This window comes from Halobacillus sp. SY10 (assembly GCF_045401165.1).
GTDB classification, from domain to species: domain Bacteria; phylum Bacillota; class Bacilli; order Bacillales; family Halobacillaceae; genus Halobacillus; species Halobacillus aidingensis.
This window is the reverse complement of the sequence record NZ_CP174345.1, coordinates 409,252-435,000: the sequence shown is the minus strand read 5'-3', so window position 1 is coordinate 435,000 and position 25,749 is coordinate 409,252. Positions and strand designations below refer to the sequence as shown.

At 45.5% G+C, this 25,749-nt stretch carries 23 protein-coding genes, 12 tRNA genes and 2 rRNA genes (1 of these 37 only partly in view); 5 read left to right on the top strand and 32 right to left on the bottom strand.

The features are described 5' to 3' along the window. The 15 genes from ACJA3J_RS02350 to ACJA3J_RS02280 all read right to left on the bottom strand — a co-directional run. Positions 1 to 850: ribosomal RNA gene (locus tag ACJA3J_RS02350) — 23S ribosomal RNA — on the bottom strand (it extends 2,066 nt beyond the left edge of the window). 189 nt (positions 851 to 1,039) lie between these two features. Beyond that, positions 1,040 to 2,606, bottom strand: a 16S ribosomal RNA gene (locus ACJA3J_RS02345). Together the 16S and 23S rRNA genes with 12 tRNA genes alongside form the textbook arrangement of a ribosomal RNA operon. 119 nt (positions 2,607 to 2,725) lie before the next feature. Then, positions 2,726 to 2,802: transfer RNA gene (locus tag ACJA3J_RS02340), tRNA-Ile, on the bottom strand. Between the two features lie 18 nt (positions 2,803 to 2,820). Then, a tRNA-Gly gene (locus ACJA3J_RS02335) sits at positions 2,821 to 2,894 on the bottom strand. A 31-nt stretch (positions 2,895 to 2,925) separates the two neighbouring features. After that, a tRNA-Pro gene (locus ACJA3J_RS02330) sits at positions 2,926 to 3,002 on the bottom strand. A 4-nt stretch (positions 3,003 to 3,006) separates the two neighbouring features. Then, a tRNA-Arg gene (locus ACJA3J_RS02325) sits at positions 3,007 to 3,083 on the bottom strand. A gap of 70 nt (positions 3,084 to 3,153) precedes the next feature. Then, positions 3,154 to 3,241: transfer RNA gene (locus ACJA3J_RS02320), tRNA-Leu, on the bottom strand. Between the two features lie 48 nt (positions 3,242 to 3,289). Then, positions 3,290 to 3,371: transfer RNA gene (locus ACJA3J_RS02315), tRNA-Leu, on the bottom strand. 8 nt (positions 3,372 to 3,379) lie between these two features. Beyond that, positions 3,380 to 3,455: transfer RNA gene (locus ACJA3J_RS02310), tRNA-Lys, on the bottom strand. Positions 3,456 to 3,561: 106 nt separating this feature from the next. Next, positions 3,562 to 3,636 (bottom strand) — tRNA-Gln (locus ACJA3J_RS02305). A 7-nt stretch (positions 3,637 to 3,643) separates the two neighbouring features. Further along, positions 3,644 to 3,720, bottom strand: a tRNA-Asp gene (locus ACJA3J_RS02300). 14 nt (positions 3,721 to 3,734) lie between these two features. After that, positions 3,735 to 3,806 (bottom strand) — tRNA-Glu (locus ACJA3J_RS02295). Between the two features lie 9 nt (positions 3,807 to 3,815). Next, positions 3,816 to 3,906 (bottom strand) — tRNA-Ser (locus ACJA3J_RS02290). A gap of 4 nt (positions 3,907 to 3,910) precedes the next feature. Then, positions 3,911 to 3,985 (bottom strand) — tRNA-Asn (locus tag ACJA3J_RS02285). A gap of 174 nt (positions 3,986 to 4,159) precedes the next feature. Further along, positions 4,160 to 4,603 (bottom strand): SprT family protein, encoded by a 444-nt coding sequence (locus tag ACJA3J_RS02280; RefSeq protein WP_089654571.1) that lies wholly within the window; start codon positions 4,601 to 4,603, stop codon positions 4,160 to 4,162. Positions 4,604 to 4,679: 76 nt separating this feature from the next. On the opposite strand from ACJA3J_RS02280, the gene cmpA reads away from it, so the two are divergent. Beyond that, positions 4,680 to 4,790, top strand: coding sequence for a cortex morphogenetic protein CmpA (gene cmpA, locus ACJA3J_RS02275; RefSeq protein ID WP_089654570.1), 111 nt, complete (start codon positions 4,680 to 4,682; stop codon positions 4,788 to 4,790). Between the two features lie 45 nt (positions 4,791 to 4,835). Here the strand turns inward: cmpA and ACJA3J_RS02270 are convergent, their stop codons facing one another. Continuing rightward, complete coding sequence (locus ACJA3J_RS02270) at positions 4,836 to 7,007, bottom strand: Tex family protein (RefSeq protein ID WP_406945411.1); 2,172 nt, start codon at positions 7,005 to 7,007, stop codon at positions 4,836 to 4,838. 517 nt (positions 7,008 to 7,524) lie between these two features. Here ACJA3J_RS02270 and ACJA3J_RS02265 point away from each other — a divergent pair. Further along, entirely contained in the window at positions 7,525 to 8,865 is a 1,341-nt protein-coding gene (locus tag ACJA3J_RS02265) for an IS4 family transposase (RefSeq protein ID WP_406945410.1), read from the top strand. A gap of 394 nt (positions 8,866 to 9,259) precedes the next feature. Here the strand turns inward: ACJA3J_RS02265 and ACJA3J_RS02260 are convergent, their stop codons facing one another. The 14 genes from ACJA3J_RS02260 to acpS all read right to left on the bottom strand — a co-directional run bounded on the left by ACJA3J_RS02260 (position 9,260) and on the right by acpS (position 19,638). Continuing rightward, positions 9,260 to 9,856, bottom strand: a complete 597-nt coding sequence (locus ACJA3J_RS02260) for a PP2C family serine/threonine-protein phosphatase (protein ID WP_089654567.1) — start codon at positions 9,854 to 9,856, stop codon at positions 9,260 to 9,262. Then, on the bottom strand, positions 9,856 to 10,635 hold the full coding sequence (gene sigB / locus ACJA3J_RS02255; RefSeq protein WP_115894373.1) for an RNA polymerase sigma factor SigB: 780 nt from the start codon (positions 10,633 to 10,635) through the stop codon (positions 9,856 to 9,858). Before sigB ends, ACJA3J_RS02260 begins: the two co-directional genes overlap by 1 nt. Beyond that, positions 10,607 to 11,083 (bottom strand): anti-sigma B factor RsbW, encoded by a 477-nt coding sequence (gene rsbW / locus ACJA3J_RS02250; protein ID WP_089654565.1) that lies wholly within the window; start codon positions 11,081 to 11,083, stop codon positions 10,607 to 10,609. Before rsbW ends, sigB begins: the two co-directional genes overlap by 29 nt. Before the next feature lie 2 nt (positions 11,084 to 11,085). Continuing rightward, complete coding sequence (locus ACJA3J_RS02245) at positions 11,086 to 11,415, bottom strand: STAS domain-containing protein (protein WP_089654564.1); 330 nt, start codon at positions 11,413 to 11,415, stop codon at positions 11,086 to 11,088. Between the two features lie 65 nt (positions 11,416 to 11,480). After that, complete coding sequence (locus tag ACJA3J_RS02240) at positions 11,481 to 12,491, bottom strand: PP2C family protein-serine/threonine phosphatase (protein ID WP_089654563.1); 1,011 nt, start codon at positions 12,489 to 12,491, stop codon at positions 11,481 to 11,483. Positions 12,492 to 12,506: 15 nt separating this feature from the next. Further along, positions 12,507 to 12,908, bottom strand: a complete 402-nt coding sequence (locus ACJA3J_RS02235) for an anti-sigma regulatory factor (RefSeq protein ID WP_089654562.1) — start codon at positions 12,906 to 12,908, stop codon at positions 12,507 to 12,509. A 2-nt stretch (positions 12,909 to 12,910) separates the two neighbouring features. Continuing rightward, entirely contained in the window at positions 12,911 to 13,267 is a 357-nt protein-coding gene (locus ACJA3J_RS02230; protein WP_089654561.1) for an STAS domain-containing protein, read from the bottom strand. 4 nt (positions 13,268 to 13,271) lie between these two features. Further along, positions 13,272 to 14,141 (bottom strand): RsbT co-antagonist protein RsbRA, encoded by an 870-nt coding sequence (locus ACJA3J_RS02225; protein ID WP_089654560.1) that lies wholly within the window; start codon positions 14,139 to 14,141, stop codon positions 13,272 to 13,274. Between the two features lie 308 nt (positions 14,142 to 14,449). Further along, positions 14,450 to 14,800, bottom strand: a complete 351-nt coding sequence (locus ACJA3J_RS02220; protein WP_035511328.1) for a type II toxin-antitoxin system PemK/MazF family toxin — start codon at positions 14,798 to 14,800, stop codon at positions 14,450 to 14,452. Positions 14,801 to 14,805: 5 nt separating this feature from the next. Further along, positions 14,806 to 15,087, bottom strand: coding sequence for a CopG family ribbon-helix-helix protein (locus tag ACJA3J_RS02215; RefSeq protein ID WP_027956786.1), 282 nt, complete (start codon positions 15,085 to 15,087; stop codon positions 14,806 to 14,808). 159 nt (positions 15,088 to 15,246) lie between these two features. After that, entirely contained in the window at positions 15,247 to 16,407 is a 1,161-nt protein-coding gene (gene alr / locus ACJA3J_RS02210; RefSeq protein ID WP_406945409.1) for an alanine racemase, read from the bottom strand. Between the two features lie 223 nt (positions 16,408 to 16,630). Next, on the bottom strand, positions 16,631 to 17,653 hold the full coding sequence (locus ACJA3J_RS02205) for an outer membrane lipoprotein carrier protein LolA (RefSeq protein ID WP_089654558.1): 1,023 nt from the start codon (positions 17,651 to 17,653) through the stop codon (positions 16,631 to 16,633). Between the two features lie 53 nt (positions 17,654 to 17,706). Beyond that, a complete protein-coding gene (locus ACJA3J_RS02200; protein ID WP_406945408.1) occupies positions 17,707 to 19,206 on the bottom strand; it encodes an NAD(P)H-hydrate dehydratase in 1,500 nt (499 codons plus the stop codon). 72 nt (positions 19,207 to 19,278) lie between these two features. Next, positions 19,279 to 19,638, bottom strand: a complete 360-nt coding sequence (acpS, locus tag ACJA3J_RS02195; RefSeq protein WP_089654556.1) for a holo-ACP synthase — start codon at positions 19,636 to 19,638, stop codon at positions 19,279 to 19,281. Between the two features lie 213 nt (positions 19,639 to 19,851). On the opposite strand from acpS, the gene ACJA3J_RS02190 reads away from it, so the two are divergent. Beyond that, a complete protein-coding gene (locus tag ACJA3J_RS02190) occupies positions 19,852 to 20,619 on the top strand; it encodes a rhomboid family intramembrane serine protease (protein ID WP_089654555.1) in 768 nt (255 codons plus the stop codon). A 262-nt stretch (positions 20,620 to 20,881) separates the two neighbouring features. Here the strand turns inward: ACJA3J_RS02190 and ACJA3J_RS02185 are convergent, their stop codons facing one another. Then, positions 20,882 to 22,360, bottom strand: coding sequence for a DEAD/DEAH box helicase (locus tag ACJA3J_RS02185; RefSeq protein ID WP_115894376.1), 1,479 nt, complete (start codon positions 22,358 to 22,360; stop codon positions 20,882 to 20,884). 220 nt (positions 22,361 to 22,580) lie between these two features. On the opposite strand from ACJA3J_RS02185, the gene ACJA3J_RS02180 reads away from it, so the two are divergent. Further along, positions 22,581 to 23,495: a DMT family transporter gene (locus ACJA3J_RS02180; RefSeq protein WP_406945407.1), complete on the top strand. Its 915-nt coding sequence runs from the start codon at positions 22,581 to 22,583 to the stop codon at positions 23,493 to 23,495. 80 nt (positions 23,496 to 23,575) lie between these two features. Continuing rightward, positions 23,576 to 24,433 carry a DegV family protein gene (locus tag ACJA3J_RS02175; RefSeq protein ID WP_089654552.1) on the top strand — a complete coding sequence of 286 codons (858 nt, stop codon included), beginning with the start codon at positions 23,576 to 23,578 and terminating at the stop codon, positions 24,431 to 24,433. Positions 24,434 to 24,467: 34 nt separating this feature from the next. Here the strand turns inward: ACJA3J_RS02175 and ACJA3J_RS02170 are convergent, their stop codons facing one another. Then, the gene (locus tag ACJA3J_RS02170) at positions 24,468 to 25,739 is read right to left on the bottom strand and encodes an MFS transporter (RefSeq protein ID WP_406945406.1); all 1,272 of its coding nucleotides are present in this window, start codon (positions 25,737 to 25,739) and stop codon (positions 24,468 to 24,470) included. Positions 25,740 to 25,749 lie beyond the last annotated feature (10 nt).

The following is a 25,749-nucleotide window of genomic DNA, read 5'->3' as shown; positions in this document are numbered from 1 at the left end:
CTATCTCCGTGTTCGATTGGCATTTCACCCCTACCCACACCTCATCCCCGTAATTTTCAACTTACGTGGGTTCGGGCCTCCAGTCAGTGTTACCTGACCTTCACCCTGGACATGGGTAGATCACACGGTTTCGGGTCTACGACCGCATACTCACTCGCCCTATTCAGACTCGCTTTCGCTGCGGCTCCGCTTCTGCTGCTTAACCTCGCATACGGTCGTAACTCGCCGGTTCATTCTACAAAAGGCACGCCGTCACCCATTAACGGGCTCCGACTACTTGTAGGCACACGGTTTCAGGTTCTCTTTCACTCCCCTTCCGGGGTGCTTTTCACCTTTCCCTCACGGTACTGGTTCACTATCGGTCACTAGGGAGTATTTAGCCTTGGGAGATGGTCCTCCCGGATTCCGACGGAATTCCTCGTGTTCCGCCGTACTCAGGATCCACTCCGGAGAGAGAAAGATTTCGACTACAGGGCTGTTACCTGCTCTGGCTGACCTTTCCAGATCGATTCGCCTATCTTCCTCTTTGATAACTCCAATGGAGTGTCCTACAACCCCAGAAAGCAAGCTTTCTGGTTTGGGCTGATTCCGTTTCGCTCGCCGCTACTTGGGAAATCGCATTTGCTTTCTCTTCCTCCGGGTACTTAGATGTTTCAGTTCCCCGGGTGTGCCTGCCTATACCTATGTATTCAGTATAGGATACTGTTCCATTACGAACAGTGGGTTTCCCCATTCGGAAATCTCCGGGTCAAAGCCTACTTACGGCTCGCCGGAGCATATCGGTGTTAGTCCCGTCCTTCATCGGCTCCTAGTACCAAGGCATCCACCGTGCGCCCTTATTCACTTAACTATCTTCGTGAAAAGACGTTTACAATTTCAATTAGATGTCTTGTCATCATTAGATGTCTTGTCATCAATTGTCTTATCGTTAGATGAAGACAATGATTCCTTATCCAGTTTTCAAGGTTCACAAGTTGAAAGATCGTTTGATCTCTCAAAACTGAACAACCAACACAGTACGTTTCCGTTATATCCTTAGAAAGGAGGTGATCCAGCCGCACCTTCCGATACGGCTACCTTGTTACGACTTCACCCCAATCATTGGCCCCACCTTCGGCGGCTGGCTCCAAAAAGGTTACCTCACCGACTTCGGGTGTTGCCAACTCTCGTGGTGTGACGGGCGGTGTGTACAAGGCCCGGGAACGTATTCACCGCGGCATGCTGATCCGCGATTACTAGCGATTCCGGCTTCATGCAGGCGAGTTGCAGCCTGCAATCCGAACTGAGAATGGTTTTATGGGATTTGCTACACCTCGCGGCTTCGCTGCCCTTTGTACCATCCATTGTAGCACGTGTGTAGCCCAGGTCATAAGGGGCATGATGATTTGACGTCATCCCCGCCTTCCTCCGGTTTGTCACCGGCAGTCACCTTAGAGTGCCCAACTGAATGCTGGCAACTAAGATTAGGGGTTGCGCTCGTTGCGGGACTTAACCCAACATCTCACGACACGAGCTGACGACAACCATGCACCACCTGTCACTTGGTCCCCGAAGGGAAAGCCCTATCTCTAGGGATGTCCAAGGATGTCAAGACCTGGTAAGGTTCTTCGCGTTGCTTCGAATTAAACCACATGCTCCACCGCTTGTGCGGGCCCCCGTCAATTCCTTTGAGTTTCAGCCTTGCGGCCGTACTCCCCAGGCGGAGTGCTTAATGCGTTAACTTCAGCACTAAGGGGTGGAAGCCCCCTAACACCTAGCACTCATCGTTTACGGCGTGGACTACCAGGGTATCTAATCCTGTTTGCTACCCACGCTTTCGCACCTCAGCGTCAGAAACAGACCAGAGAGTCGCCTTCGCCACTGGTGTTCCTCCACATATCTACGCATTTCACCGCTACACGTGGAATTCCACTCTCCTCTTCTGTCCTCAAGTTCCCCAGTTTCCAATGACCCTCCACGGTTGAGCCGTGGGCTTTCACATCAGACTTAAGGAACCGCCTGCGCGCGCTTTACGCCCAATAATTCCGGACAACGCTTGCCCCCTACGTATTACCGCGGCTGCTGGCACGTAGTTAGCCGGGGCTTCCTCGTTAGGTACCGTCAAGGTACCGCTCTATTCGCACGGTACTTGTTCTTCCCTAACAACAGAACTTTACGATCCGAAGACCTTCATCGTTCACGCGGCGTTGCTCCGTCAGACTTTCGTCCATTGCGGAAGATTCCCTACTGCTGCCTCCCGTAGGAGTCTGGGCCGTGTCTCAGTCCCAGTGTGGCCGATCACCCTCTCAGGTCGGCTACGCATCGTCGCCTTGGTGAGCCGTTACCTCACCAACTAGCTAATGCGCCGCGGGCCCATCTGTAAGTGATAGCAAGAAGCCATCTTTCAACTTTCCTTCATGCGAAAGAAAGTATTACCCGGCATTAGCCCCGGTTTCCCGGGGTTATTCCGATCTTACAGGCAGGTTGCCCACGTGTTACTCACCCGTCCGCCGCTCGTTCCACGAGCTTCACCTCAGATGAGGATCCACTCGCTTCCCGCGCTCGACTTGCATGTATTAGGCACGCCGCCAGCGTTCGTCCTGAGCCAGGATCAAACTCTCCATAAAAGTTAAGTTTGACTTGCTCATTTGCACACCGAATGTGCTTGTTTCAAATCTCTTCTATAAAGAAGAAATGTTTTGACGTACTGGTTGGTTCGTTCAGTTTTCAAAAATCAAATGAATCATGGTGGGCCTGAGTGGACTTGAACCACCGACCTCACGCTTATCAGGCGTGCGCTCTAACCAACTGAGCTACAGGCCCCGATGACATTCAATAAAATGGAGCGGGTGAAGGGAATCGAACCCTCATCATCAGCTTGGAAGGCTGAGGTTTTACCACTAAACTACACCCGCAAGTGTATCATATTGTTATTTAGGATTTCGATGGTCGGGAAGACAGGATTCGAACCTGCGACCCCTTGGTCCCAAACCAAGTGCTCTACCAAGCTGAGCTACTTCCCGTTAATGGCGCGCCCGAGAGGAGTCGAACCCCTAACCTTCTGATCCGTAGTCAGACGCTCTATCCAATTGAGCTACGGGCGCATTAAAAAAGCGACATTTAATATCTTATCATCTTTTGTGTTGTGACGCAAGCACTTTTTTTAAAAAAAGTTGGTGCGGCCGAGAGGACTTGAACCTCCACGGGATTACCTCCCACTAGGCCCTCAACCTAGCGCGTCTGCCGATTCCGCCACGACCGCAAAATTGCTGTAGTAAACAATGGGATGCTGATCATGATAATTGGATAATGCGGGTGGAGGGACTTGAACCCCCACGCCGTGAAGCACTAGATCCTAAATCTAGCGTGTCTGCCAATTCCACCACACCCGCATAATAAATGGTGAGCCATGAAGGATTCGAACCTTCGACCCTCTGATTAAAAGTCAGATGCTCTACCAGCTGAGCTAATGGCTCCTATTAAAGGAATCTGTAACACTCAATGATGATGTTGTTTTTTTGAAGCACAAGAAACATCATATAACTTATTCAGCTTTTTGTCAACTCTTTTTCGAAAGAAAAATGGCTGGGCCAGCTGGATTCGAACCAGCGCATGACGGTACCAAAAACCGTTGCCTTACCGCTTGGCTATGGCCCAAAAAGAGTGGCGGTCCGGACGGGACTCGAACCCGCGACCTCCTGCGTGACAGGCAGGCATTCTAACCAACTGAACTACCGGACCTTTATAAGGTTAAGTGACCCGTACGGGATTCGAACCCGTGTTACCGCCGTGAAAGGGCGGTGTCTTAACCACTTGACCAACGGGCCAAAAATAAATGGCGGAGAAGGAGGGATTTGAACCCTCGCGCCGCTTACGCGACCTACACCCTTAGCAGGGGCGCCTCTTCAGCCACTTGAGTACTTCTCCGTAATGGCTCCAACGGTAGGATTCGAACCTACGACCGATCGGTTAACAGCCGATTGCTCTACCACTGAGCTACGTTGGAATAATTCGTAATGTTCGTTGCTGTTTATCAGCGACGTTTTATATCTTATAACATTTCGTCCGTGGTGTCAAACCTTTTTTACATGAAATTTAAGTCGTTTCCCATGTGTTTTTGGCTTGTTTTGTTAGGACTTAACTAATTTAACATGTGGCCCCTCTTTCGTCAATGGAAAATTTACTTCTTTTTTATATTCCCTTTACATTTCCCACATCCGAAACGTTTTGTGTTCACCCGTCTTTTCCGCTTGTATGTTTGTCCGCATTTTGTACAAACATAGTGATGGAAGTTCCCACTTTTTTCAGAAGGCAATGGTGAACAGTGTCGTGGAGACCCTGTTTCTTTTAATAAAGCCTTGAACTCAGGATCGCGATGCCCAAAACCTTTCCCTTCAATATGAAGGTGGTAATGACAAAGTTCATGTTTAATGATGCCTTCTAATTCGACACCATCTAATTCTACTATATATTTCGGATTGATTTCAATTACTTTTTTAGAAGGAATGTATCTCCCTCCTGTCGTCCGAAGACGAGAATTGAAGTATACATCATGCGCAAAAGGCTTGTCAAAGTATTTTTTCGATAATTCATCGGTCCATTGCTGCAATTCCTGGTCTGTCATAGGAACACCTCCCTCGTCCTTTGCATACTGTATCATAAGAATGAAAAAAGTTGAATATGAAGGAGATGACTTCTTAATGCCTTCCTGGTTGAAGAACCAAATGACAAAAGCATTCTTGAACAAAGATAAATATCAAATTAAAATGCTGAATCAATGCTGGTATTACTATCAGCACCTATACAAATAAAAACTACCCGGAAAGCTTTCTCTCTCCAGGCAATTTCATTTAGTATTATCCTTGATTGATCATGGTCAAAGCGATCCTCTGCTTTTGTACATCCACTTGATCGACCCAAACGGTAACGACGTCCCCTACCGCCACCACGTCCATTGGGTGTTTGACGAATTTGTCAGCAAGTTTTGAGATATGGACAAGCCCATCCTGTTTTACACCAATATCCACGAAAGCACCGAAGTCTACTACGTTCCTTACGGTTCCTTCCAGTTCCATCCCCTGTTCTAAATCTTCCATTGAAAGAACATTCGTTTTCAGCAATGGCTTAGGCAAATCATCCCTTGGGTCGCGGCCAGGCTGAACGAGAGATTTCACAATATCCTGCAGCGTCAACTCCCCAATGTCCAGTTGTTCTGCTACAGATGATGTGTCTACACTTTTCAATTCTTCTGCTAACTTGTCCGTTCCGATATCTTCTGTGGTAAATCCGAACTTCCTCAGCAGTTCCCTTGTCGCTTTGTAACTTTCCGGGTGGATAGGTGTGCGATCAAGAGGTTCTTTTCCGTCTAGTATTCGTAAAAAGCCGATACTTTGCTCAAATGTCTTTGCACCTAAGCGTGGAATATCTTTGAGTTCGGATCGTTTCGTAAACTTGCCTAACTCCTCCCTCTTTTTCACGACATTGTTCGCAACGGTTTTACTTAGCCCTGATACATATTGCAGCAGAGAAGAAGAGGCTGTGTTCACATTAACTCCCACTTGATTCACCGCCGTCTCTACAACGAATGTTAATGATTCATTCAGTTTTTTCTGAGTTACATCGTGCTGGTATTGACCGACACCGATCGATTTAGGATCAATTTTCACGAGTTCTGCTAATGGATCCTGGACACGGCGAGCGATAGATACCGCACTTCGTTCTTCCACTTGAAAGTCAGGGAATTCTTCACGGGCGAGCTTCGAAGCTGAATACACACTTGCCCCTGCTTCATTAACAATCATATAAGAAGCCTTCAGCTGATGTTTTTGGATCATATCTGCGATGAATTGTTCCGTTTCTCTGGAGGCTGTACCATTCCCGATGGCCATCAGCTCAATGTCATACGTATCCATGAAGGCAAGAATCTTTTTCTCTGCTCCTGCCGTATCATTTCTAGGTGCTGTTGGGTAGATGACGCCAATGTCCAGCACTTTCCCTGTTTCATCTACGACGGCAAGCTTACATCCGGTACGGTAGGCAGGGTCTACTCCCAGAACCACTTTCCCTTTCAACGGGGGTTGGAGCAAGAGGTTTCGCAGGTTACTGGAGAAAACTTCAATCGCCTGTTCCTCGGCTTGCTCAGATAATGCACCTCGGATCTCCCTTTCAACAGATGGCTGAATTAAACGCTTATAACTGTCCTGAATGGCTTCTTCCAAAATGGAACGAAGCTTCCCGACCGTATGGCGTTTAATGACACTCCTCTCCAAATATTGAACAATCGCCTCTTCAGGAGGCTGAACGGATACTTTAATGATTTCTTCTTTTTCACCACGGTTAAGGGCTAGAACACGGTGGGACACGATAGACCGAACGGGTTCTTGGTAGTCATAATACATTTCAAAAATGCCTTTTTCATCTTTATCTGCTTTCTTTTCAGATGAAGCGATGACACCCTTGTCGTGCGTCTGTTTTCTAATCTTTTCTCGATATGTAGGGTCATCCGAGATCCATTCGGCGATGATATCATTCACCCCTCCCCAGACATCTTCAACCGTATTCACTTCGTGTTCATCAGAAAAGAAGGCTTCAGCTTCCTTTTCAAAGTCGATGTTCTGCTGTTCCCACACTTGAGTCGCGAGAGGCTCCAACCCTTTTTCTTTGGCAATCGTCGCTCTTGTCCTACGTTTTTGTTTATAAGGGCGGTACAAGTCTTCCACTTTTTGAAGTTTTTCAGCGGATTCAATTTGGCGGCGTAAGTCTTCGGTCAGTTTGCCCTGTTCATCAATGAGGCGAATGACTTCTTCCTTACGCTGAACAAGGTTCGTTACATAGTTCCACTGATCTTCTATCTCTTTGATTTGCACTTCATTCAGTCCGCCTGTCAGCTCTTTCCGATAACGGGCGATAAACGGAACGGTATTTCCTTCTTCAAGTAATTCAATGACTTGTTTGATTGTCTGATCCTTCAATTTCGTCTGTTTCGCTACGAGCTTCATAAGCTCGGTATTTTTATTTGTTTCACTCAACAAAATGACCTCCTTCAATGACGTCTCATCCATTGTATCAAATTATAAAAGAGAATACTTGAACACTCAGTTTCGAGACTTTTGTGAGAGTTTAGGGGCTGCGGGAAAAGGTTCGCTTTCCATGGGGCGGGCGGTGAGCCTCCTCAGGCTACGCCTTCCGGGGTCTCACCTGTCCCACACGTCCCATAGGAGTCTCACCGTTTCCCTCCGCCCCTTTGCCATATAAGTGTCTCGAAACCACTTCCAGAATAAGCTGCTTTTATGCACAGAATAAATGGAGGATACGAACTTGCAGGCACTCTATTCTGGGTGCGGAAAGCTTGTTATGTAGCGCTTTATGCATATAACACAAGGATAGTGGAAGACCCCCCACACAGTAATGGGGTTCGTTTCTCACATTCATCGAATGGGATGGTTGGGAAGCTGCGCATAGCCGTCAAGCTAAGCTCAACGATTTTATCTTCCCTCCTATAAACGTTATCCTTCCTTGAAGAAATTTCTATGGAAGGATGATTTTATGGTATTTGAAAGACAAATCAAGGCCATGTCTCAGGTTATTCGTCAGACATTCCACCCTGATTTCATTCAAAAAACGGCCTATGATACAGGGTTTCAAAAGCGGAAAGGAAAACTTAACCCAGAAGCTTTTCTCGTTCTATGTACGTTTCTTCAACATTCGATTAGTCAGAAAAGCTTGCGCAATTTAAGCACCAAATTCAGCTACGAATACTTGACCACGATAACCAAACAGGGCTTGAACCAACGTTTCAATACGAAGGCTGTTTCGTTTTTGAAACAGATTTATGATCGATTAGCTGGTCAACAGGGAAAGGTCTCCACGATATTGGACCACCATTCTTTATTCTCTCGCATTCGAATTATGGATGCGACATCCTTTCGCCTCCCGAGAAACTATGAGGACTATCCTGGTGTTCAAGGCCCTGGTGTCAAGGTACAACTGGAATATGAATACATCAAAGGTGAATTTCTTTATCATTCCATTAGCCGCGAATCAAGGAGCGATAAGGACGCAGCCCGAGAAGTTTTAGGGACCCACCAGCCGGGGGATTTACTTTTGCGCGATCTAGGATATTACTCGGCAAGCATCATCAGGGAAATCTTCAAAAGTGAAGCGTCTTTAATCACGCGAGTTCCGAGTCAGACGAAATTTTGGTTGGGGAGTAAAAAAGAAGGTTGGACCCAGGTTAAACCGGAGGAAGACTTGAAAGGTTGTGATGGAGGCGAAACGGTCGACTACGGGTTCATCAAAGTTGGTGGAGACTCTCGCAACTCCTTTGTGGCGCGTGTGATCGCACAAAAACTCACAAAAGAACAGCGCAAAAGACGGGATAGAGCTTTACAATTAAAAAGGCAGAAAGGCCACCAGACCCTTTCTGCCCAAGAAAGAAACTCTATCCAAATTCTCGTGACCAATATAACACATGAGAATTTGAAGGCTCAAGACCTATACCCTCTGTATTCCCTGAGATGGCAAATCGAAATCTTATTTAAAACGTGGAAGTCCTTATTTGAGATTGATGAGGTTCAAAAGATGAAACAAGAACGCTTTGAATGTCATTTATATGGAACGTTGATTGAAATACTTCTCTCATCAATGTTGGCGTTCCAATGTCGATTGTATTTACACAAGATTCATCAAGCTGAAGCTAGTGAATACAAATGCATCGACACAGCGCGCGAGTCTTTGCCTCACCTGATAACGGCTGCCGAAACAGGAGTCGAAAACGTGAGGGCCATGATAAGGCTTGTCTACGAGAATGCCAGGATTCACGGAGGAAAAGAGCACAGAAAGAACCATCTCAGCCCATTTGACATTTTAGGTATAGCTTACAAGTAAAAGATGAACGACTGATTTTTAGAACCTTGACACTTTCAGCTTTTGGTAGGGCACCAACTGGAAAATAAAGGAATAGTAAATGATTATCACTTAAGCTAAATTACAATCATTCACTAGCTTGACGGCTATGGGGAAGCTGCGAGACTCCCGCGGGAATGGATTGGCTGGCGAGACCCCGCAGTGTGAAGCACGAGGAGACTTGCCGTCATCCCCGCAGGAAAGCGAGTGGCTTCCCAGCCATCCCTGACGCTCAACACGGCAAACGAATCCCAAAACATCTCGAAATCAAGTCTTCCACAATCCTGCCATATACTTTAATAACTAATAGTAAGATGAATGTTCGAACAAAAACAATAAAACCCTTCATTCTACCTTTCGGTTCGAATGAAGGGTTTCAATTATAAGCCATAGCAATCAGTGTGATATCATCATCACGGGATTGACCGTATAATTCTTTATAATGTTGAGTGATTTGCTCAACGTCTCTGGAATGAGTGAAATTTGAAGACAGACGACGGTCATTGACTCCGTCTGAAAACATAAGGAATACCATCCCTTCCTGCACAGTTCCGTGAGAAATTCTCAGCCTGCGAGGATAACCGGATAAGTAACCAGCCAACGGAATGTTGCGATTACGCTTCCCATCCGGGTCCACAGTAATAACCCCGATGTTACCAATCGATGAATAAGAGTAAGTACGAGCGTTAAAGTCGATCCTTAAAATCCCAAGGACCACTCCTCGTTTCCCTACCAACACCTCATTGCATTTTTTGATGAGAGCTTCTAGAGTCAAGTCAGGATGTTCCTCTATCACTTCCATAACCGCCTTGGACGATTCGCGGGCCATTTCGCCACTTCCGAGGCCATCGGCAAGGGCACAAAGGAATGCATCCTCCGTTTCCTTATAGAAATAGCTGTCCCCACAATAATAATTCCCTTTTTTGGCTTTTTGGAAAATAGATAAATCCACCCGTTTATTTTCCTTTTCCACTAGAATACCTCGACAGATTCAGATTGCAAGGCTTCTCTCAGTTTCCTCAATGCACGCCTTTGCAAACGGGATACGTGCATCTGGGAGATGCCCAGTCGTTCGCCTGTATCTTTCTGACTCATGTTTTCAAAGTACGTGCATTGTAAGATTTCCTGTTCGCGTTCGCTAAGGATGGGCAGAATCTTTTCTAAGAGCATCCTCTGATCGATGTTGGAATAACCATCTTCCTGATTTCCAATCAAATCAAGGATGGTGACGGTGCTGCCGTCAGAGTCTGCTTCAATCTTACGGTCGACAGACAGAGCTTTATAGCTTTTGCCCATTTCCATCGTTTCAAGGATATCCTCTTCGGATACTTCTAATTCATCTGCAATTTCTTTTACAGATGGAGAGCGCTGCAATGAATTCGTTAGTTCTTCCGATACCCTTTTGATCTTCGGCCCAAGCTCCTTGATTCTACGCGGGACATGGACGCTCCATGTTTTGTCACGAATGAAGCGTTTGATTTCCCCAATGATCGTCGGTATGGCAAACGACTCAAAGGACTTTCCGAATTCGGGATCATACCTTCGGATTGCCGCTAACAGTCCAAGCATGCCGACTTGAACCAAGTCTTCATGAATGGTGCTGTTTTTTGAGTATTTACGAGCAATGGATTCTACAAGGTCCTTATAAACGAGGACAACCTTTTCTTGGATCTCTTCATCTCTCGGGTTCTCTTGTAGATAGGCGATCCATTCGTAAACTTCCTCATTGTGGTGTTGTGATTTGGTCGCCATCTTGACCCACCCCGGTTTCATGGAGATATTTTGTCATAAGGACAATGACTCCATATTTGCTATTGATTTCAACTTTGTCCATCAGAGCATCAATGAGAAACAGGCCAAAGCCTCCTTCGCGCAGTTCTTCGATATCATCATCTTGTTTATAAGGGCCGATATCTTCCTTAATCTCGCCAAGGTTAAAGCTTCCTCCATGATCAGCGACCATGATTTCAAGTCTGTCCTGATAAACACCGAAACCGATGGTAATTTCACCTTCACCCGTTTCTTTATATGCATGTTTCACTGCATTTGTAATCGCCTCTGAAATGGCTACTTTCAAATCTTCGATATCTTCATAAGTGAATCCCATTCGGTTGGCAATCCCTGATATGCTCAGACGGACGACACCGATGTATTCCGCTTTGGCAGGTACCTTCACTTCAACAAAATCAAATGGTTCCATGTTTACATTCCACCTTGCACTGTAGACTCGATGTTTATAATTTCTGTTAACCCCGTAATCTTGAAGAGACGGTAAACACGGTCCTGCATATGGACAAGGCGCATCTCAGATTCATGCTCCTTCGTCGATTTCAAGGCACTGATGAATACACCAAGACCTGTGGAATCCATGTAATTCACATCCTGAAAATCCACCTCTACGACTTGGCCTTTTTCCTTCGTCAGCGGCAGCAATGTATCTTTTAATTTGGGTGCTGTGAATGCATCCACCTCTCCGGTAAGGACGACATTTGAAACACCTTCATTGTTCGTAACATCTATAGATAAATTCATCATAATCCCTCCCAATGTTTCCTAAAAAACGTACTACATAGTTGGTTACCCTGTATAAACAGTTGTTAAACATTTCTCCGTAAAATAATCAATGTGAAATCATCTCTCAACTGGAAGTCCTGCAGACGCTCAAAATGTTTATACACTTGATCCACGATTCCCTGTGCCGGTAGATGAGAATATTGTTTGATGACATGTAAAATCTCTTCCTGATCGATGAATCGATCTCCTTGTCGGCATTCTGTCACCCCATCGGTCAGAAGGATGATCATATCTCCTTTTTCCACTCTCTTTTCATACTGCTTATACGTGACCTCAGGAGATACGCCGAGTACAAGTCCCGGTACATCGATTTCCTCAAACTCATCACGATCTTTATGATAATAGTAACCTGGTTCATGGCCGGCTGATGAAAAAGTGAACGTATGCTCGTTCGAATTATACAATCCATAGAACATCGTAATGAACATGCTTGCGTCTACGTTCCGTTCCACTACACGGTTCAGGCTGCCCAGAATGACACTAGGGTCCGTTCGCATCCCTGAAAAACTGTCCATCGAATATTTGATCATCGACATACAGAGAGCAGCGGGTACACCTTTACCTATGACATCGGCGACAGCGATTCCAAGGCTTCCTTTTCCATCGTGCACAAAGTGATGATAGTCCCCGTTCATTTGCTTCGCAGGAACACTCAAAGCTCCTACATCAATCTCAGATAGATCCGGTTTCACTGTCGACAATAACGTTTTCTGCATATTGGCAGCGACGGAAATTTCCGATTTGAGCTCAAGCTGCTTCTCCCGCAACGTCTGATACTCCTGGTAAGCCAACCCATAAGAAATCATGGTTTCCAGAAGAAAGTTCATAGATGACTGAATATACCTCGGCATATCCGGGTATATTTCCTGTAGCGATTGGATATGAACATTGATGATCTCTTCCGGCGATATGTTCTGCTGCATGGAGTGCTTACTGAACTGTTCCGCTTGATATAGAGCTTGCTCATCCTCGGTCTTAATATACTCTTGTAATAGTTCTTTATAATTTTCTAAATCGAGCTTCAATGTGTTCATCACTTATTACCTCCTTTAACGGAGCCATTTGACGACAGTGATTTCCGTACCTTCACCTTCTCCAGATACGATATCAAAGTCATCCATCAACCGTTTCACCCCTGGCAGTCCTGCTCCAAGCCCTCCTGATGTGGTGAATCCGTCTTCCATAACTTGGCTGATATCTTTGATTCCGGGTCCTTCATCCGTAGCTACGATCCGAATTCCCTTTTTATTCATGTCTTCGAGTGCTTCGAAACAGACTTTGCCTGTTCCTGCATATAAATAAATGTTCCGTGCCAGTTCAGAAATGGCCGTGGCAATCCTTGCTTGATCGACAGTCCCGAAGCCGATCTTTCTGGATATATCTCGTCCAAGTTGTCTGGCTCCGACGATGTCCCACTCCTTCTTTATATTGACACAGGATTGAAAGTCCATATTCACTCCTCCAATTCCTGGCGAAGTTTAATCAATCCTTGTTCTAGATCTAACGCGGTCGGGACATCTTGCATGTGTATACCTAGGTCAATAAGAGTCATCGCAACTGCCGGCTGGATCCCCGTCAAAACAACTTTGGCCCCCATCAAATCCGACATCGTCACAACGTCTCCCAACACTTTGGCAATGAAAGAATCGATGATATCAACGGATGTCAAATCAATGACGACACCTGTCGCTCCGCTTTCATGAATCTTGCTCAAAAGATCTTCTTGGAATTGGATGGCCGTCTGATCATCCAAATCGATTTGTATGGAAATGAGTAAATAGTTATGAAGCTTTAAAATAGGTATCCTCATGTTTTCACTCCCTATCTAGTGAATCAATTAATTTTTCGATATCTTCATCATTGTTCTGGGTTTCTTCAATACGACGATTCGTTAATTCTAATGCTGTTTGGAACCCTTTCCGCAATGAACTCTTCGTAGGGAACTTCCCTAAATCGATTCCGAGGTTCACAATCGTCTGTGCAATTTCAGGGCGGATTCCCACTAAAATGCACCGTGAACCGATCAGTCGCACAGCCTCAGCTGCTTGGATGATGTGGTGGGCAACCATCGTATCCACAACCGGAACACCTGTGATATCGATCAAAACAACTTCAGCGTTATGTTTGATCACTCCGTCCAAAAGGTTCTCCATGATTAACTTGGCCCGCTCCGTGTCGATGGTTCCGATCAGAGGCATGATCGTAATGTTCTCCATCACAGGGATCAAGGGTGCGGAAAGCTCTTGTAAAGCTACCCTTTGCAAGGAAACGATGTGCTCCCAGCTTCCTGAATACTCGTTGACAAGACGGTTGATGATTGGATCGACCCAGCCATCCACTTTACGAAGGACCTCAGAAAAATAATCCGAGTCGATTTTATCCGATTGTTTGAGGATGAAATCCGTCACTACACGACGGAACACCTGCATCCCGTCTGTTAAATAACTCAACGGCCAGCCGAGATTGATCAAGCGTTCAGAGAAATCGTCCAAGTCAGAAGATAATCCCTGTTTCTCGATACTGGAAAAAATCACATTGACAAATTCACGATTCGTGCTTTCGAACATTTCATCAGAAATCGTCGATGTATAATCATTCTTCTTATGTGTATTGACTTCCTCCAACCACATTTTGACAATGTCATCACTATGTTCTACCACTACATTTTTCAGTCTTTCGTCCATTATCTAAACCTCCGCCTCATAACCCTCTATTGTTCGTCCTTATACTATTTGAATATAACTTTATCAGAAAAAGCCTTACTTTTACACCATTTGCCCTCGCTTTCATCATAAGGGCATCCATATCGCTCATACATGAGTATCTTTCCATACCCTCTGTAAAATGACAAGTGCACCTAATAAAAACCTGTTAATAAAAAACACGCCATCATCAATACCCTATCTATGTCCATTATAAACTAGAAAAGCCAAAAAAAATAAAGTTACCTTAAAAAGGCAACTTTATTTTTCATCCACGACGTGCTTTCCGATTAAAAGTCGATCAAACCGAGGCTGATCTGCAAGGCTTTGTTGACCTGCTGCATCATCGGTTCGTCAAGTTGAGTAATCTTATCGGTCAAACGCTGTTTGTCAATCGTTCTGATTTGTTCCAGTAGGATCACAGAGTTTCGCTCGAACCCGTATTTTTCTGCATTAATTTCGACATGTGTTGGAAGTTTGGCTTTTTGTATTTGCGCAGTAATCGCGGCTACGATCACGGTAGGGCTAAAACGATTACCAATATCATTTTGAAGGACGAGTACAGGACGAACCCCGCCTTGTTCTGATCCCACAACTGGGGACAAATCAGCGAAATAAACGTCACCTCGTTTGACTATCACTGGCTTCACACCCCGCTCACTAGTTGCTCCAGGGTGTGTTCGGCCTCCTCTTCAGCTTGAAACGCTTCTGAAGCGATATTTAAATTGATTTTCGCCATTTCCATGTAGCCTCTACGCATGGATTCTCTAATATGTCGCTGTTTCTTCTCACGCAAATACATTTTCGTTGCTTGACACATGAAATCGCTCCGATCACTGTTATCGAGTTGAATGAAGCCATCCACTTCATTGAGTAGGTTATCCGGAATCCGGATGACAATCTCCTGCATGCTATCGGACAAAACCATACACCTCCACCATCTTCTCTCAAAAGAAACCAGTCAATTAGTCCACTCTAATCTTATCAAACGGGAGTGTCCATTGCAAAGGAGTGTTGGAATTTTTTCGTGAATTATGAAAGCTTTTATCCTTACATCGGGAGAATTGTCCGGAAACGGGAAGCTTACTCACAACAAGGAGTTTCTCACTTCTACCGTTCTCCCATCTTCTTGAAAAACTCTCGGCACCCTTTGGCTGATCATGCAGGGTATCTCATAATTGATCGTTTCGAGATGCTCTGCTATTTCATCGGCTGAAATTTCTTGATCCCCTTGTTTACCAATTAAGGTAACCTTTGTCCCTATAGGATATTCCTGATCCAGCCGAATCATGAATTGATCCATGCAAATTCTTCCGACAATCGGGTGACGTTTCCCGTCAACGAGGACCTCCGCACCTTGAAGCTTACGGATCCAACCATCCGCATAACCAAGCGGAATGGTGCCGATCCACTCTTCTTTTTCTGTTGTGTAGGTAGCCCCATAACTAATCGATTCTCCAGCCTCTATTTTTTTGACATGGACCAGCCGGCTCGACAGAGAAAAAGCAGGCTTCAAGTCGATCGGCCGTTCTTTTTTGACATGGGGAGAAGGATAAAGTCCATACATACTGATACCAAATCGGACAAAATGATCCATCCGCTCCGGAACCCTCATACTTGTCGCACTGTTACTTGTATGAATTTCGACATCTCCTGCCCAATTCCTCTTAAAATAAGAAAACATTTCGTGCCAGCGCTCTTGTTGTTTATGAAAATACTCGGATTCTTCCTCATCCGCTGTAGCAAAATGGGTAAACAAAGCTTCCAAGTGAAAATCGGAGGTTTCAGCAAGAACAGCAAGGATTTCCTCTAATTCTGCCACCGTTCGTACCCCGATCCGTCCCATACCTGTATCGATTTTTAGATGAAGTTTCAATGGGTTAGAATGCTGAATACCCGCCGCTTCCTTCAGCCAATCTTTTTGGAAAACCGTTAAAGCAATGTTGTTTTCAGCAGCGACCGCAGCATCCCCAGGGCGTGTCCAGCCCATGACGAGAATCGGTGCCTCAATTCCTGCTCTTCTCAGTTTTAAAGCTTCATCCAAAAGTGCGACGGCAAGACTCTTTGCTCCCGCTTTTAAGGCAGCCCTTGCGACTTGCACGTCCCCATGTCCGTAAGCATCTGCTTTGACTACCGCGCAAATGTCTGTCTCTTTTTCCAATCGGTGTTTCAATTGCTGTATATTATACTCAATCGCCGTCAATTCAACCTCTGCGATTGAATCTCTGTAATACGTATCCCATGCCACAATGACCGCTCCTCTCTCTATATCTTTTTATTATTGAATGAGAAGAAGCCAGTGTCAAATATCATAGAAAAAACAGGAATATTGGATAGATTTGGTGATTGACTCTAAAGAAAGCAAAGACTCTCGTGAGCCCAGGGGGGGTGAAGCTTGAGGGGCATCTTCCTAACCAGAGTGATGGAAGACCAAAAAATAAAGCAGACCGTTAAGCCTGCTCCTTCCAAGTTTATTTCACCATCGCAGCCGTGTTGATTGAGCTTGCGACAGCGACCATTTCATCTTGCGTCAGTTCATTGCTCGCGAGCTGATAAGTCGTTCCATTATGGTTCCATTCCAGACGGTTGTGTTCGAAGGCTGCAAAAACTCCATCCCAAAGCTGGACAGGTTCACCATTCACCTGGACAGAGTATTGAGCACTTGCCGCTTGAACTTCCGCTTTTTCCTGAACCAATGTGAAGTTCTTATCACCTGCATAGGTCATAATGAATCGTTTTCCATCTTCCGTCTTCACTTCACGTTCATCTGCAAGTTCAGCACCAAATGTCTCTTGTGGATACAGCACTTCTTCAAGCTCTTCCCCTTCCATGTTCGCAACAGGGGCTTCTGTTGGAGCCATGGCCATATTCTTATCGACATCAAAGTCTTCCTTCTTCATGGAATCGTCCTTCGAGAAGTTGGCGAATTGGACTTCCACAAGAGCATTCATATCCTGGTCAAACACTTTCACCATCACAGGATGATAGGTTTTCTTATCAAAGTAAATTTCCTGAAACGGCAGGGTTTTGTTATTTTGATAGTTTGTCTTTGTCTTGAACACAAAGTAGTTTTCGGAAGCATTGAACTCTGCATCCGGATCCGCTTTGATATCATTCAGCAGTGAAGCATAAAGATAAGGCTGACTTGTGTTTTGAGGCCATTCGCTTTGGAACTTGAAACTCTTGTTCAAGGCAGGCGTCAAGACATACACGCCGCTGTCATTTTTCAAAATGATCTGGCTCCCTTTTTCATCCTGATCATTTTGAAGCTTCACACGGTAAAAATCATCCTTTTTATGCCACACTTGAATGTTGTATTTCTGTTCTTCCTTCCCTGTACGCATCTTCATATTCGCTTCGGTCTTATATCCAGCCATTTCTTCCGACTGTTTTTCGAGCTTTTTGACGACATCTTCTTTCGACTGTGAGCCACAAGCTGTCAAAGCACCTAAGACGAACAGACTGAACAACAGGATCAGAAAACGTCTTTGCATAAGACTCAACTCCTTTGTCTCTACTTAAGGACAAAGGGAACGCATGATATGGATCAAGAAGAAAATGTACGGAACGTCCGGGATAAACCTTCAATGACGTCAGAGGCGAGTAGGTCAACCTTCGAATGTCCATCCTGCACAAGTAAATCAGCCGTTGATCCATGAAGGAAACAACCATTGCTTAAGGCATCCATCACATGTTCTGTCTGCATCATCATGCTGAGCAGAATGCCAGAAAGAACATCACCGCTTCCACCTTTAGCGAGACCTGCATTGCCTGAGACGTCTACCCGCTGTTCACCATCAGGACCTGTAATGATCGTTGAAGGTCCTTTCAGAACGAGGTACACGCCGTGCTTTTCAACGAATTCTTTTGAATAGGAAAAAGGAGCGCGCAAAATCTTCTGGATGGAAAGACCCGTCAAGTGGGCGAATTCACCTGGGTGAGGCGTCAGAACGGTCGGAACTTCCCTATTTTTCAACTCTCCAAGGAAACCTTTTAAAAGGTACAACCCGTCGGCATCCACCAGTAATGGGGTTTCTTTTTCACGGACCAGTCGCTCCACCACTGTTTCCTGCATAGAGTTGCGGCCGAATCCCATACCGACAGCGATACCATCGTACCCTCCCAGGTCAGGAACTCGTCCTCCATTTTCCCCTTCTACAAAAGTCGCTTCTTGCACATACGGAGAAATCGCAGGGATCGCTTCAGAATCCGTGGATACCGCAATCAATCCCGCCCCGCTCCGCAGAGCTGCCCTCGCCGTCATAGCGACAGAGCCGGGCATCAAGCGAGACCCTCCGATGACCAATCCTTTTCCGTGCGATCCTTTATGCGAATGAGCCTCTCGTCCAGGCAAGGTCCTTTCGACATCAGCCCTCCCCCAAAGCCTCCTCCGGTGATCTGGAAGTTGTTTGGGTGGCAGTCCGATTTCCACGACCGACCATTCGCCATAGTATGGCTGTGTGTGTTGTAAAAAGGCACTCTGCTTCGGCGCTTCGATGATCGACGTGTAATGAGCTTGGAATGCCTCAAAATCCTCTTCCCCTTCATCTGCCGGCACACCGGAAGGGAGATCGACGGCAAGTCTTACAATTGATCTCTCATTACAGAGACGGACGATATCCGCGTAGGGCTCTCTCAGCCGCCCCTTCACTCCGATCCCTAACATCGCGTCGATGCATACATCTGCACGACATAGAGAAGTATTCAAGTCTTCCGAACTCTTCAATAGTCTGTACGGGTGACCAGAAGCTTGGAATATCCTCTTATGTGCTTCTGCATCTCCAGTGATCTTTGCGTCCGGAACGACTTGCCAAGCCTCCACATCGTATCCAAGGTTCAACAACGTCCTGGCAATGACGAATCCATCGCCGCCATTATTGCCAGCACCTATCAGGACGACAATTTTATGCTCTTTTTGAATGTGGCGGAGAAAGTCATACGCAACCGCTCTCCCGGCATTCTCCATGAGCATCTTCCCATCTAGTCCAGCGGCTTCCATGGCCACTCGATCCCGTTCGTACATTTCTTGTGCGGTAACAATATCCAATTCGTTCCCTCCTACCCGCATTACAATGTTATGAGACAACCTATGTAATTATGTCTGCCCTCCTATACCTCCCTAGCACTCTTCCAAAACCACCTGAGCAATGGCATGATCCGAACTATGACTGATGGACACCCACACCTGATAGCGATCGTAGCCTTTCGCCTTCATCATAGGCGCCCCTGTCGTTTCATTTGATAATATTTCAACGTCATGGAAACCGAGCTTGCCGATTCCTGTACCCGTCGCTTTGGCAAAGGCTTCTTTTGCAGCAAACCGACCCGCCAAGTATTCCACTTTTCTTTTTTCATTCAACGATTCGTAACGAAGATGTTCCTCTTCAGTCAGTATTCGTTGAACAAAGCGTTCTCTTCGCTTTATACTTTGTTTAATACGATCCAATTCAATGATATCTACGCCGATGCCTTTGATCACAATTCATCTTCCTTTTCATTAACAATCTATGAACAGTATACCCGAATCTTTTCACGGTAAAAAAGAATACGAGGAAGCTGCGGGGATTACATTATAATAGGAATTCAATGAACATTATGCACGTTTACTGACCTCGGTGATTTCGCGGAGGTCACCGAGGGGCAGAAAACTCCCCCCTCATCTTAATCTTGAACGTAAAAAAGGAGATTTATCATGTTTGTACGAACGGAGAGTTTTAAAGAATTTATTCGATTTTATCCGATTGTTTCATTTCTCGTTGGGCTTCATTTCTTTTTATGGCTGTTGATGGATTTTCTGCAGCTCGGTTTTGCGGTTGACTTGAAGGAATGGGGCATTGGGATGAATGCCTTGATCTTGAACGGCGAATATTGGCGCCTCGTCACTCCGATTTTCTTACACGGAGATTTCACCCATGCCCTGTTCAACTCCTTTTCCCTCGTCCTCTTCGGGCCGGCCCTTGAGCAGATGTTAGGAAAAGGAAAGTTTGTTGTGATGTATTTATTTGCCGGTATTGTCGGCAACCTCGGTACATTTATCGTTAATCCGGATGCCTATTACTGGCACCTTGGGGCTTCAGGAGCCATTTTCGGTATCTTCGGCGTTTATTTATTTATGATCATGAACCGGAAACACTTGATTGATACAGCCAATTCGCAAATCATTCTCGCCATTTTTGCGATCGGTTTATTCATGACTTTTGCACGGCCAAACATCAATATCTTCGGTCACTTATTCGGACTGATTGGCGGTTTCGCCATTGCTCCTGTCATTTTAAAAAATGCGCGCCGCTTCTCTTTATGGCAAGTCCGCACCCGTCACTCGCGTTCCGACAGTGATGACATTTCTTTCGATCCGAATCGTTGGCAGAAAAGAAAATACGGACGGAAGAACACAGGCAAGTACATTCTCTGGGGTATCATCATCTTCCTTGCCTTGTTCGCACTCGTCAACCGCATGTAACGTCTCCATCCTCCAGGGTGGAGTCTTTTTATCTTTTCTACCAGGACCGCTCTACTGATAGAAACATCAAAGTCACTGATAAAAGCGCTAAACCCACTGATAAAAGCTTGAAAGTCACTGATAAATACCTAAAACCCACCGATAAAAGCTTAAAACTCCCTGATAAAATTTCGTCCTGCCATATACATTAACAGCAATGTTTATCAGAGCATAAAAAAAGATCAGCCCTCGTACAGAGGACTGATCTTTTCAATGGCCTTACTTAGCTGCGGCCTTTGTTTTGGTAATTGCCGCGCTTGCTACCGCCTTTGCCGCTGAAGTTGCGGTTGCGGGATTTATTTTTGCTGTTGAAGTTGCGCTTGCCGCCTCCACCTTTGCGGTAGCCACCTTTTTTCTTACTCTTGTCACGCTGTGCGTTTTTCACACTGATCGGTTGAACAGAAGACAAACGGACAGGTACTTCACTGCGTTCTTTTGTCATCATTTTCAGTGCAGCAGCGACAAGGTCTGTGGACTCATATTGTTCAAGCAGTTCGTTAGCTGCCTGCTTATAATTATTCAAATCGTTGTTTGTGATCGTTTCTGCCAACTTCTCAACAGCCACTTTTTGCTGACCGCGTGCTGCTTCTTCAGAAGAAGGTACTTTCAGGCGTTCCACTTTCTTCTTCGTGAGTTTTTCAATCAGGTGAAGCTGATCTTTTTCACGAGGTGTAACGAAGGAAATGGATTTCCCTTTACGTCCGGCACGTCCAGTACGTCCAATACGGTGAACATAGCTTTCTGGATCCTGCGGAATGTCAAAGTTGTACACGTGAGAGACATCAGAAATGTCCAAGCCACGTGCGGCAACGTCTGTTGCGACAAGGATCTCGATACGTCCGCGTTTGAACTTGTTCAATGTGGACATACGCTTCCCTTGTGTCAAGTCACCGTGAATGCCTTCCGCACTGAAGCCGCGAGCTTGAAGACCATCAGCTACTTCATCAACACGACGTTTTGTACGACCGAAGACAATCGCCAATGCAGGATCGTGAATATCCAACAAGCGTGTCAGGGTGTCGAATTTGTGTTTTTCCGGAATCTCAACGAAGAACTGCTCGATGTTTTCGACCGTCATTTCTTTCGCTTTGACTTTCACTTCTTCCGGGTTGTTCATCAATGTTGTGGCAATATCGCGGATTTCTTTCGGCATTGTCGCAGAGAAAAGCAATGTTTGACGCTCTTCCGGAAGTGCCTTCAAAATATCACGAATATCCTCGATGAAGCCCATGTTTAGCATTTCATCCGCTTCGTCAAGTACAGCTGTGTGTACATCTTCCAACTTGATCGTTTTACGACGGATGTGGTCCAGCAAACGTCCTGGTGTTGCTACGACGATGTGGTTGTTTTTCAGGGCACGGATTTGGCGTTCCATGTTTGATCCACCATAAATTGGTAGGACACGAATGCCTTTCCCTTTACCTAGACGGTTAAGCTCCTCTGCTACTTGAATAGCCAATTCCCTTGTCGGGGCGATGACAAGTCCTTGAACGGCCTTCACTTGCTTGTTGATTTTTTCCAGCATCGGAATACCGAATGCAGCCGTTTTTCCCGTACCTGTCTGAGCTTGACCAATGACATCTTTCCCTTCTAGTCCTAGAGGGATCGTTTGTTCTTGTATTGGTGTTGTTTCTTCAAAACCCATAACGTCTAATGATTTTAGGATAGGTTTTGATAATCCTAGTGATTGAAATGTTGTCACAGTAATTTCATACTCCTTTATTGTTTAAATCTTCTACCTATATACATGTAAAAAAAGCCTTCTGCCACAGGAAACGGGAGAGGCTTCTCTGGTATCTGCCTGATAGATTCATTCATCATAACACATATAACATAGTTAATTCTACACATTTCGGCTATGCTTTTCAAACGTAATAATGATAAAATGAGAAAAAAATGACGTATACCAGAGGAGGGCTCGCTTGGAAAAGCCTCCAGTTCAACCATATATTATTTTGTTTATAGGCGTCCTTTCCATTTCCACTTCCGCGATTTTCGTCAAACTCGCAGGAGATGCGCCGGCGGCGATGATCGCTTTTTACCGTCTGGCCATTGCAGTCGGAATTATGGCTCCTTATGTATTATGGAAACATTTCGATGAAATAAAACAAACGAATAAGAAAGATTGGGTTCTTGCGATTTTATCGGGTGTATTCCTCGCCTTCCACTTTATTTTGTGGTTTGAATCATTGAATTATACGACCGTCGCAAGTTCCGTCGTCCTTGTTGCCCTCCAGCCGGTCTTCGCTTTTATGGGGACCTACCTCTTCTTCAAAGAGCGATTCACTGTCGGAGCCATTCTGAGTCTTGTCATCACATTGACAGGAAGCGTAATCATCGGCTGGGGCGACTTTCAAATAAGCGGCACGGCTTTGTTCGGTGATCTGCTGGCCCTGCTTGGTGCTATTACCGTTACCGGTTATTTCCTGCTTGGTCAGAACTTACGTAAACGTCAGTCCATCATGACCTATACGTTCATTGCTTATGGGATGGCAGCGGCCACACTTCTACTCTATAACCTGGCGCTCGATTATTCTTTTACCGGTTACGACGGTGATCAGTGGCTGATATTCTTAGGCCTAGCGATCATCCCGACCTTCTTCGGTCATACGCTGTTCAACTGGACATTGAAATGGTTCAGCACCTCGACGATTTCCATGGCTGTACTCGTCGAACCAATCGGGGCTTCTATTTTAGCCTATTGGATTTTGGATGAAGTGATCACATGGACGCAATGGCTCGGAGGATCGATTGTCATTTTCGGTCTTATGATGTTCATACTGAGCACGATGAAAAAGGTTAAACCGAAATTCACTCATGAAACAAACCGCCGATAGACCGCTAAGTTTGATATAATATTGAATAAGTATGGGGTACACCTCAATAGTACGATGAATTTAAGAGAGCAGGTGAAGAAATGACGATACAACTGATCATTGATGGAGGCGGAGATCTGCCTCATGGAATGATGGAAGCACATAGTATTCAATATGTTCCGCTTAACTTACACTTCGGAGATGAACAATATAAAACAGGGGAAACGATCGATTTGCCTACGTTTTATGAAAAACTGAAGCAGTCTGATGAACTTCCCCGGTCTTCTTCTCCAAGCCCGAATGATTTTTATGAAAAATACAAACAGATCGATCCGAACGATGAAATTTTAGTGCTTGCCCTTACTCAGGGATTAAGCAGTACATATGAGAGTGCTGTCATGGGTAAGGACATGCTCCTTGATGAAGAACCGGATCGTAAAATTGCCGTTCTCAATACGAAGACGGCCTCCTGCGGCATTGCATTACTCGTGCATGAAGCGACGGCCCGCATGGAAGAAGGATACGATTTTAACCAGCTGGTCTCCCATATGGAGGAGCGGATTGAGAAGACGACGACACTCTTCATTTTGAAGACACTGGAAAATGTCATCAAAGGCGGACGACTGGATAAGGTCAAAGGGGCCATCGCCAAGACACTGAATATCAAACTTCTTATGAAAGCGAGCGATGATGAAGGCGCAGTAGAAGTGACGGAAAAAGTACGGGGCAACAAGAAATCCTTGCGCCGCTTTGTCGACCAAATCGGTGAGTATGCATCCAACCTGGAAGACCGCGTCATTGCGATGTCCCATTGCAACGATGAGGACCGGGGAAAGAAAGTAATGAGTACAATCAAAGAACGTTACAATTTCAAAGAATCTCTCTTTATGGAAACAGGACCCCTTATCTCCACATACGCAGGAGAAGGCGGCCTCGTCATCGCTTTCTTTAAAGACTAAAAAAACGTCAGAGGTTTTAAACCTCTGACGTTTTTTATGCGTGATAATCCTCATATTTCGGCTGGGATGACAATAACGCAAGAATACCTGCGGTCACCGGAAAGAGAATGGTCAGCAGAATGACTTCCTGATAACCTCCCAGCCAGTCAAAAAACAAACCGAACGGAAGCGGCCCAAGCGCTGAACCAACGACCATGACCGTTTGGGAAAGCCCTTTGATACTCCCAAGGTGTTCCCTCCCAAAATAATTAGGCCAGACGATATTCAATACGATCCGCTCAAAGCCATTGACGAAGCCCCAGAATACACCAAAGGCAACAGCCATCCACCATGAATTTGTGAACAATAGGATGACCAGCGTAAAGATGTGGCCAAAGAACGTGATGGCCAAAATATAATGCACCTTGAAACGATCGACCAGATAACCGCTGACGAATGTAACCGGAAATCCGATGACGGCCATTAAGGTCAGTACCATGGCTGCTACCCCTGTATCCAGTCCTCTTAAATCCATGATGGACACCATATGAAAAGTAATCGCCGTGTTTACGAGAGCTGGGACGATGACACAAAACAAAATAAACCAAAAAGCTCTCGTCGCCATGGCTTCTTTCAATGTCCAACTCTTTTCATTGACCTCAACGTTCGGGTTCACTGATTCTCCTTTGACCGGTTTCGGCGTCCCGTCCGGCACTTCCCCGATGTGCTCGGGTTTGTTGCGGACGAAGAAGAAGGCCAGTGGAACAAAAAGAATCAACAGTGCGCTTCCCCATAAGCCCCATGTCATTCTCCAACCGAAGGATTCAATCAGCCATGTATTCAGTGGTGGCAACAGAGCAGAACTAGCAAATCCACCGATCGCCATAATACTGAGCGCTCGTCCCCTCTTCCTTATGAACCATTGGGGCACAAGCGTGTTCGGAATCAATGTCATCGATCCCTGCCCGAATAAACGAATCATAAAGAAGCCAAAAAACATCATAATCGGCCCGAGAAGAAAAGCATTCCAAAACAAAGCTAATGCTAAACATGAACCAATCGTAACCATCATCGCCCGCTGTCCGAAACGGTCGATGAGGCGCCCCATCATAAACAACGTGATTCCCGCTAACAATGTAGCCGCTGAATAAATACCAGAAACCAACGACCGTGAATACTCAAAATCTTCTATGTAATAATCAATAAAAATGGAGATGGAATAGGTTTGACCAGGTCCTGAAAAGAACACGCTCAAACCGGCGACCATCACAACAACCCATCCATAATAAAAAGGTGTATGGATGGGTTGTCCACGGTTATTATTCATTTTTCCTCTT